The organism is Rhizorhapis sp. SPR117 (assembly GCF_021742065.1).
This window is the reverse complement of sequence record NZ_JAKKIE010000096.1, coordinates 1-8,858: the sequence shown is the minus strand read 5'-3', so window position 1 is coordinate 8,858 and position 8,858 is coordinate 1. Positions and strand designations below refer to the sequence as shown.

Here is an 8,858-nt window from a genome sequence, read left to right as displayed (position 1 = left end):
ACCCGTTCTCTATTCCAGATCAGTAACTTACGCTACGTCCGCCAACCCCATCCCATCCCCCCGGTGAATAAGACGGGTTAGTCTGTCGAGCGTATCGTTTTATTTGCAAGAAGGCGATCCGATGGACAGGATGGAAGTGCAGTCCCTCGCAGTAGTCATCCCGAAGGTCAATCCCGATTATTGCGAAGAGATCAGGAAGTTTTCCTTTCAGTATCTCTCGTTTGGGATCGTCAGAGACTACCGGATAAAGGACAGTCCTAACGACAGGGGGATGTTGGAACCGCTAAACTGGATGAACTCAGGTCTCTATGAGGGGTGTGTTCGGCGTGACCAGCCGTCGAACTATATTCTGATCCCGCTCGCTTATCGAACGCGCCTGACTGTGGGGAAACAAGAAGCCCCATGGCACAATATCAAAGCACGCCGCCTAAAACCCCAAGTTCCAAAGGCACGGGACACATATTTTCTTCCCTGACTATCGTAACCTTATCGCCGAGGGAATAAACAATGCCAACATACCTTACCGATCCCAGTAAGCTTATCTTTCGTGGCGCTGCCGCTGTTTACCTGCTTTGGCAGGACAAGATTGCACAACAGGGGCCTGTCACTCTGAGTTATACTCTCATCACGGAACAATATGGCTTCCCCGATTTTTTTAGTTCGACCTACGGACCTGACGGCAGCCTTACAGTCAACTGGAGTTTTGCAGGTGACATTCCGAGCGATCCGTTGTCCCCGTATAAACTTCAGCAGGCCATAGAGAAGATTTTAGCCGCGCCGGGAGCCGCAGACAACGAGTTCCGCGTTTCGTTTTCTGATATTACACGCCTTTCTTTCTCACCATCGGCGGCGCAGCAGGGAACCGGTGCGGCAGATGTCGGAGACGTTTCGTTTGCGAATGCCAATTACATCGGCTCCGCTATTCCTCCAACGCGCGGCGAGTTCGGCCCCGAAATCACGTCCTCGGGCGACAAGGCAGGTATTGTTATAGAGCAAGGAACCATCGGGAGCGGCACTGCCTCACCCGGGGGCCTTCTTTACTACACTGTCTTGCATGAAATGGCGCATGCCCTCGGACTTGCCCACATCGATGAACAGTCCGATGTCGACCCTTTTCTCAAGAATCTCAAATACAGCGTAACTTCCTACACCGGGGCTCCTGATCTTACGATGGAGCCCATACCGCATTCAGGTAACCCGATCGCTTACACCAGCCCGGCACCCTACACGCTGCAACTGCTAGACATTCTGGCCTTACAGGAGCGGTATGGATTCCGCAACTACACAACCCGTGATGATGACACCGTGTATAACGTAACGCCGTGGATTGGCCGCGAACTTGCTCATCAGCAGACCGCTATTGAGTATAACCGCCCCTTTCTTTATACGATTTGGGACGGCAAGGGCATCGATGTCATCGACGCCTCCGGTTACGACAACTACACTGGCTCGGGAGAACTTCCTGCGCAGATCGATCTGCGTCAGGGCCGTTTTAGCTCGATTGGTTCAAAGTCGCTGACGAGTCCGGCCGCTGTTAATTTTGACGCTCAAGCCAATGCGGGAGACCCCGACCCCGGCAACGTGGCGATTGCCTATTACACGGTAATCGAGAACGCCATCGGCACGAAATGGGACGACACTCTCATCGGCAACGCATGGGACAACGTGCTTGAGGGCGGTAAGGGGAATGACGTCCTCTACGGTGACAGCGTCGTCTACGACAACAAGAGGGAGTTCACGGGCGACGATGATCCTCTGCGCCCCCAAAGCGTCGCATGGAACCCCTCGGAAAAAGACCGGAGCGGCAAGGACACGCTTATCGGCGGTTTCGGCCAAGATACCATGTTCGGCGGTGCGGGCGATGACCTGTTCATCGCAAGCGCCAACGAAGCCGGAACCGACCTCGAAGGAGATATTTATGATGGCGGGGGCTTCGTAAACCACGCGCAGAACGGCACGGCAGGGCGGTTTGCAGAGCGTGGCGATGGTTTTGACAAGGTGGATTATTCCGCCGTGTCTTTCAGCCTTGAAGTGAACTACAATAACTCCGCTGTGACGGGTTATGCGACAGTGAAGCGCTCCGGCACCTTCTACACGACGCAAGACAAACTCTACTCCATTGAAGGCCTGACGCTGACGGCGGCGGATGACCTTCTCTACCTGAACACGCCCGTGCAAGGTATGCAGCGCGTGTTCGACGGAGGCGGCGGCACCAACAGGGTCATCTATAATGGCCCCGTCGATATCCGGAACGACGCGAACAACATCATCGAGAACAAGGACGGCACCGGCAGCGACACGATCATCAACTTCTCGCTGTACGATTTTAATGCTCCCGACCAAACCTACGACATCGCTGTCGGAAATCTACCAGGCCCCGTGCTGAATATGGCGGCGAATTACATCATTCCCGACGTGCGGTATACCTACGACATTAACACGTCCGAAAATTGCGTTCTGGATTACTCTACAGCTGAAAACAGCATGGTCTTCCAGCTTGGGCTGACGTCACAACTTAGTCCCGATTACAGTACTGCGTCTATTTTTGATGCCAACGGTGAGCATACGCATCTACTTTGGCAAATGCCTAAGATGATTTATGGCAGTAACGCGGTTGGGAGCACGGTTTACATTCATAGCGCAGGGGGAGTTTACCCTGTGGCCTTCACCGGCGGTATCGAGGACGACACCATTGCCGTTCAGACGAGCGGTTTCCAGACGATGGGCCGCATTACTATTGGTTATCAGGGCGGCTATGACCAGATTTTGTCGTATGGCGGTGAGCTTGCTCCCGGCCTACGCCCTGTGAACGCGCCACTGCTCATACTCATGGCGAATGGCATCCTGCCCGATCAGGTCTCTGTCGAAATCTTCAATGAAAGCGAGCAGGACGGTGATCCGTGGGTCGGGGCCTATTTCCCGGTCACTTACGCCGATGCACTGATTACGGTTGATGGTTATGGCGCAATTTCTATCGAGGGGCTGAAACTCTATAACAACGGTTCGTCCGTGCCCCTGCAAATCGTTTTCGGCGACGGAACGACTTGGGAATGGGGAGACACCGCCCAGCCGGCATCGCTCTATAACTACGACGTTTCCTTCTTCGGCAAGGGAAACTGGGATAGCAATCTTCTGACTGGCTACGAGGGGCAGGACAATACGCTTCACGGCTTCGGCGGTGACGACACCATCATTGCCAGCTATGGCAACGACCTGATCTACGGCGGCAGCGGCGACGATTACATCGACGCGGGGGCTGGCGTTAATACGGTGTATGGCGGCCTTGGCGCAGACACCGTGGTCATGGCGGCGGGAAGCGTGACGCATTTTGTGGACTACAATCCTGGCCAAGGTGATATTGTCGTCCTGCCGGATTCCGTCACTGATGTGACCCAGGTTGTAATGGGCTGGGGTTTTGATTTTTCCGGTTCGCACACATTGGAAGTCTATGCGGCCAATACCTCCATCTTCCTCGGCCTAGACAGGCCCGAGGAAGCGGGCGGAGACGCTGATGTCCGTGTCCAACTTGCCGATGGCACCCAGTGGACTCTGACGGTAGATCGTGACGGCTTCATCACGAGTACGACTCCGATTGACTCAGGTAACGGCGGTGGCGGTGGTGGCGACAACGGCATCTACGGTACACCGGACAATGACACGCTGCACGGAACGGTCTTGCAGGATTTCATCTACGGCCTCGGTGGCGACGATATCATCTGGGGTTATGGGGATGACGATGTGATTGTGGGAGGTACGGGCGACGATACGCTCTCCGGCGGCGCTGGCAGCGACAATTACTGGTTCAACCTGGGTGACGGCTCAGACACTATCACCGATGAAAGCGGATCGCTGGATCGTATCCGCTTCGCCGCATTGGTCGAATCTTCCAGCGTTTCCTATTATCAGGATGGCGATGATCTTCTCATCCGCTATGGCACCGGTACAGACGACATTACCGTGACGGGTTTCTTTGCGAGCGAAGAGGCACGCATCGAGCAAGTCACGTTTATGGACGGCACAATTCATGATGTGGCTTATATCCTTGCGGCTGTCTCGACAGGGACAGGCACGATCACGGGTACGTCCGGCGCAGACCTGCTAGAAGGCACGGAGGCAGCCGATACCATTCGCGGTCTTGGCGGCGCGGATACGCTCTACGGCTATGGCGGCGACGACCTTCTGATCGGCGGCAACGGCCATGACAGTCTTTTTGGCGGCACCGGCAACGACATCCTGCGCGGCGGGAATGGCAACGATATTCTCGTCGGAGGAGCTGGTAACGACATCCTCAAAGGCGGCGCAGGGAATGATATTCTCCGTGGCGGGAATGGCGACGATGTCTTGCGCGGCGGCGACGGAGACGATCGGTTGGTTGGCGGGCGCGGCAGCGATACGCTGGACGGCGGCAGCGGAGCAGATACCTTCGTTTTCCGGACAAACCACATCGGCCACGGCGTGGATACGATCAAGGATTTCAGCTTGGCACAAGGTGACAAAATCGACATCAGCGATCTTCTGTCCGCGTATGATCCCCTAGCGGATGCACTGGCCGATTTCGTCCAGTTTACCCGCAGCGGCAAGAAGTCGAATATGTTCGTCGATCTCGACGGTACAGGTACAGAGCATGACTGGGTGCATGTCGCGACGCTTCAAGGCGTGACGACCTTGCCCGATGTGGACATTCTCGTCGCGAACGGCCACTTGCTGGCCGCGTAAGCGCAGGGCAATTTTCCTCCGAGAAACACCGCCAGCGGACGCAAACCGCTGGCGGTTTTCTTTGTGCCGGTGGGCGGGGGTTAAAACCCCGGCCCCTTCAGGCGGCGCTTGATGATCGCGCGGTTGATGTTTTCGAGCGAGGCCAGCGCATTCGTGCGGTCGGCGGTAGCCGGTTCGCTATGCGCCAGTTCCTGGCTGACGCGGAAGAATTTCGAGTGCAGGACGGATTCTGGCAGGTGATCGAGTTCGGCGGCGACGATGAGGCGCATGGGGCTGTCTCCTTGTTGCTGAGGCCGCAACCATCACGACCTTTCATGCCCCGAAGACGGCGGCGGGAAGACCGGAGCGCACCCGAAGGGCCGCAACAAAGAGAAGGAGCCTGATAAGGCTTGCGCCCACAGGGCAGACTGATGCCAGGGTGCAGATTAAAAGGACGTATAGGAGCGGACGCCTGGGATATTTGGCTGCGCCTTATCCCCCTAAAATCCGCCCAAACTGTCTGGCTAGATATCCGCAATCAGGCGAATTGGAGCGGCGCCATCCCCGAAATGGGGACGGCACCGTTCTGACCGGTCAGAGCCGCACGCATCCCCGCAGGGTATTGCGCAGCACCGCAGTTGAATTGCTGAGCGAGGCTTCGCCTTCCAGTCGCCCGTTGATACGCAGCATTACTGCCCCGCTTTGCTGCATGAGCAGCGGAACAAGCGGCGTGCCCGTCACGCCGCCGATCCATTGCGTGCCGCTCGCGTTGGCGCGCTGAACGGGGATGTTGACGAGGCGACCGGAGAAGTTCCAGGTCACAGTCATCGCATTGTCGGCGGAGGGCTTGTTGAGCAGCATTGCCATAAATGGCTTGCCACCTTCGCAATAGAGACTGAGAGATTCGATGTTGGGTGAGGCCGCCGCGCTTACATAAGCGATCGGAGCGCGACCCTGCACCGGCACGACTTCCCACGGTGTGCCGGGAAGCGGCACTGCCGTTTCAGGCGGGCTGCTGTCCAACATCTTTTTGATTTCCTGCACCACTGGCAGCCGTCCGCCTGTAGCAGGCGGATAGACCGTTAGCTTACCGCGCTCCCAAAGACCCACCTGCACAGCCCGGCGCGCCGGGTCTATCATTACATAGGCCTGCTCCACACCGCCCTGATGCTGCGCATTGCCGGAAAGATAGTAATAGTTTCCGGCCCGCTGCAATGGCGAGACGGCAGAGAGATTGGTCCGCAGCGCAGCCATCTTCGGCCCCATCCGGGCCTTCAATGCCGCAGCCACGGCACCCTTGTCGAACAGGTCTATATTGTCCTTGGCGTAGCTTCCAGGATATTTGCCGACGAGGCTGGCGAGATTGGTCCATTCCGCTGGAATGCCTTGCACGGCAACCGCCGGTTCAGGCCGTGGCGGCGCTGGCGTGCTAGCGGGGGCGCTGCCCTTGCAGAGCGTGAAGAGGCCGCCACCCGTGAAGGCCGCATGGAAGGAATCGGGGCGTTGGCCGCGCGGCAGATCGGATTCAAAGCGGATGACACCGCGCTTCTCGTCGTCGTTCACATACATGAGGACCCGACCAAAATCATTGGTGCTGACCGGAAAGGGAAAGAATACGGCCATGATGCCGTCATAGCTCTGGCCCATGAAGGTGAGAGCATATTCCACCCGAGGGGGCTTTATTTCCCGGCCATTGGCACGGAACGTCATGCCATTTTCATCGATGGTCACGCGCGGTTCCTTTGAGCAGTCGCCGCGCGGGGCATAACTGCCAAAAATGTGGTCGATGCCCTGATCCTTGAAGCTGGACAGCGGAAGCGCCTGCGCACTTTCGGCAGCAAGCGTGACAATGGCGCAAGCGGCAAGACCTGCACCGGAAAGGCGGATTGTGGACGGCAAGTGAAAAGGTAATGTCATGTAAAATCTCCATCGGAGTGGTGACGGTTGGGCATCATCGCCCGCCTGCTGATACCGATCACGCGCACTTCTCCGGCAGGGCCGGAGAAATAAACCGTGAAGCTCGCGCCCTGATGGCCCTTGCTGCCTTCCAGCCGGTCGAGAAATTCAGCCGTCTTGAGGATCGGGTTCACGCCGTCGCTGTAATTGGACACGCCCATGACCGGCGTGATCCTGAGTGCGGGATCTAAAGCCCGAAGGGCGGCGCGCGCCTCCGCCTCGGTCATGCCAAGGCGCAGACCGGCGATCTCCATACGCGAGTTTGGAGCGGATTGCGCTTGCGCCAGCGCAGGCGGCGCAGAAGCGAGCGCCGTGCCGAGAAGAAGGGAAGAAAACGCGCAAAAAAGGCTCCGCGCATAGAAATCTCCTGCTGCTTTCTGGATAGGGATGATCAGAAAAAGAAGGCTCAGCCGGTGATGTCGCTGATGTCGTTATCGCGCCACGGATCGGGCAGGCTCGATTGCGCGCAGTAGCGCGCGCTGCTTTCCGAGCCGCCGTCGTATTTGACGGTGAAACTGGTATCGTTCGGAATCTCGTAAGGCTGGGGCTCGCCCGAACAGGACTCGGTGACGCTGTATCTTGTGGCTCCGGTCTTCTCGATCTTTTTGAACGTGCAAATGTCACGCGCCCAGTTGATCCCCTCGCGCGTGACCAGCCGCAGCGTCGCGTTCGACGCCTGATTACACGGCGTGTCCGACGAAACGTAGAAGCCGCGTTTCAGGGGCAGGGATTTGAGCGTGGCGGCGGCGGATTTCTCGGCGGCGCTGTCATCGCCCACCGGCATCGCCATCGCCGTATAATTTTCCGGCATCGCCGTTTCGCTCATCGTCTCGCTTGCCGACGTCTTCTCCGCGTCGTCATCGGCGCTCGCCGCCTTCTGGCCGCAGCCCGCCGTCAGCCCCACCAATAAAACAGCGGACAAAAGAAAGGGATTGGTTTTGCGCATGAAGCCCCCCGCGTATGAAAACCCCGCCCGTCGGGGATCGTTACGTGGTTAATATGATCTTCATGACTCAAAAATGAACGGGAAAAACAAATCAACTGGTGGACGTTTTAGGGGCGGAGAATGAAGCCGAGAGTCTCGTTTCATGAAAACGTGACCAAGCTGAAATAATCCATCTGCACGAGCGCGTCCGGCTGAAAGCCGGATCGGGCTTTATGCCTACGGCACCGAGCCGCGTTTCGCGTCTCGGCCAGAAGGTAACAATCCCTCGCGCGGATTTAGGTGCGGCCAGACGACCGCAATCTCTTCCGGCGGCTTTGCCGCCTTTTCTCTCTGAGGGGCTGCGCCCCTTCGCCGTCAAGACCAAGCCCTGCGGGCGGAAAACGGGGGCCGTGTAGTTCCGGCCCGCACCATCCCCCATTTTCCGGTCTGGACGGCAGAATCCCCGCTCATTGCCGCGTGGCTAGTCGGTTGCATGCGCAACCCCTAAGCCAAGGAGAAAAGGCAATGAAACAAGATGTTTATGAGAGAGTGACCGCCCACATTGTGGCCGAGCTGGAAAAGGGCGTTCGCCCTTGGTTCAAGCCGTGGAATGCCGAGCATGCCGCAGGGAGGATTACCCGTCCTTTGCGCGCCAACGGTCAGCCCTACCGTGGAATCAACATCCTGATGCTTTGGGGAGCCGCCAGCGAGCGTGGCTATTGCGCCCCCATCTGGATGACCTTCAAACAGGCGCAGGAGCTTGGCGGACACGTCCGCAAGGGCGAGAAAGGCAATCTGGTCGTTTACGCCAACACCATCACCAAAACCGAGACCGACGAGAACGGGCAAGAGAACGAGCGCGATATTCCTTTCATGAAGGGATACACGGTTTTCAACGTCGAGCAGGTGGAAGGGCTTCCCGCGCATTTCTATGCGCTGGCCGAACGTCCCGCCGAGACCGTGCAGCGCATCGCGCATGCCGAGGCTTTCTTTGCCGCGACCAGTGCCGATATTCGCCACGGCGGGAACCGCGCCTATTTCAGCCCCGCAGAGGACAAGGTGCAGATGCCCCCCATTGAAGCCTTCCGCGATGCAGAAGCCTACTATGCCACTCTTGCCCATGAAATGACCCATTGGACGAAAGGCAAAGACCGCCTTGAGCGGGATTTTGGCCGCAAGCGGTTTGGAGATTCAGGCTACGCGATGGAGGAACTGGTCGCCTTATCTGGACAGTCTGCGCCGCTCGCAACTTTGCAGTAAGGTCGGCGATGGACGCCCACGG

At 57.7% G+C, this 8,858-nt stretch carries 6 protein-coding genes; 2 read left to right on the top strand and 4 right to left on the bottom strand.

All coding sequences use genetic code 11. The features are described from left to right. The first annotated feature begins 507 nt into the window (after nucleotides 1-507). Complete coding sequence (locus L3X40_RS19980) at nucleotides 508-4,716, top strand: M10 family metallopeptidase C-terminal domain-containing protein (protein ID WP_237367147.1); 4,209 nt, start codon at nucleotides 508-510, stop codon at nucleotides 4,714-4,716. 80 nt (nucleotides 4,717-4,796) lie between these two features. On the opposite strand, the gene L3X40_RS19975 is transcribed toward L3X40_RS19980, so the two are convergent. The 4 genes from L3X40_RS19975 to L3X40_RS19960 form a co-directional block, all read right to left on the bottom strand. Beyond that, on the bottom strand, nucleotides 4,797-4,985 hold the full coding sequence (locus L3X40_RS19975) for a hypothetical protein (protein WP_237367146.1): 189 nt from the start codon (nucleotides 4,983-4,985) through the stop codon (nucleotides 4,797-4,799). Nucleotides 4,986-5,289: 304 nt separating this feature from the next. After that, nucleotides 5,290-6,612 (bottom strand): hypothetical protein, encoded by a 1,323-nt coding sequence (locus L3X40_RS19970; protein ID WP_237367145.1) that lies wholly within the window; start codon nucleotides 6,610-6,612, stop codon nucleotides 5,290-5,292. Further along, entirely contained in the window at nucleotides 6,609-6,905 is a 297-nt protein-coding gene (locus tag L3X40_RS19965; RefSeq protein WP_237367144.1) for a hypothetical protein, read from the bottom strand. The genes L3X40_RS19970 and L3X40_RS19965 overlap by 4 nt, the downstream gene beginning before the upstream one ends. A 152-nt stretch (nucleotides 6,906-7,057) precedes the next feature. After that, nucleotides 7,058-7,597 carry a hypothetical protein gene (locus L3X40_RS19960; RefSeq protein WP_237367143.1) on the bottom strand — a complete coding sequence of 180 codons (540 nt, stop codon included), beginning with the start codon at nucleotides 7,595-7,597 and terminating at the stop codon, nucleotides 7,058-7,060. A gap of 504 nt (nucleotides 7,598-8,101) precedes the next feature. Here L3X40_RS19960 and L3X40_RS19955 point away from each other — a divergent pair. Continuing rightward, nucleotides 8,102-8,836 (top strand): ArdC family protein, encoded by a 735-nt coding sequence (locus L3X40_RS19955; protein WP_237367142.1) that lies wholly within the window; start codon nucleotides 8,102-8,104, stop codon nucleotides 8,834-8,836. Nucleotides 8,837-8,858: the final 22 nt, after the last annotated feature.

Excerpts from the sequence above, each read along its gene's own strand:
- L3X40_RS19965 (WP_237367144.1), bottom strand. The coding sequence starts at position 6,905 with ATGGAGATCGCCGGTCTGCGCCTTGGCATGACCGAGGCGGAGGCGCGC.
- L3X40_RS19960 (WP_237367143.1), bottom strand. The coding sequence starts at position 7,597 with ATGCGCAAAACCAATCCCTTTCTTTTGTCCGCTGTTTTATTGGTGGGG.
- L3X40_RS19970 (WP_237367145.1), bottom strand. The coding sequence starts at position 6,612 with ATGACATTACCTTTTCACTTGCCGTCCACAATCCGCCTTTCCGGTGCA.
- L3X40_RS19975 (WP_237367146.1), bottom strand. The coding sequence starts at position 4,985 with ATGCGCCTCATCGTCGCCGCCGAACTCGATCACCTGCCAGAATCCGTC.
- L3X40_RS19980 (WP_237367147.1), top strand. The coding sequence starts at position 508 with ATGCCAACATACCTTACCGATCCCAGTAAGCTTATCTTTCGTGGCGCT.
- L3X40_RS19955 (WP_237367142.1), top strand. The coding sequence starts at position 8,102 with ATGAAACAAGATGTTTATGAGAGAGTGACCGCCCACATTGTGGCCGAG.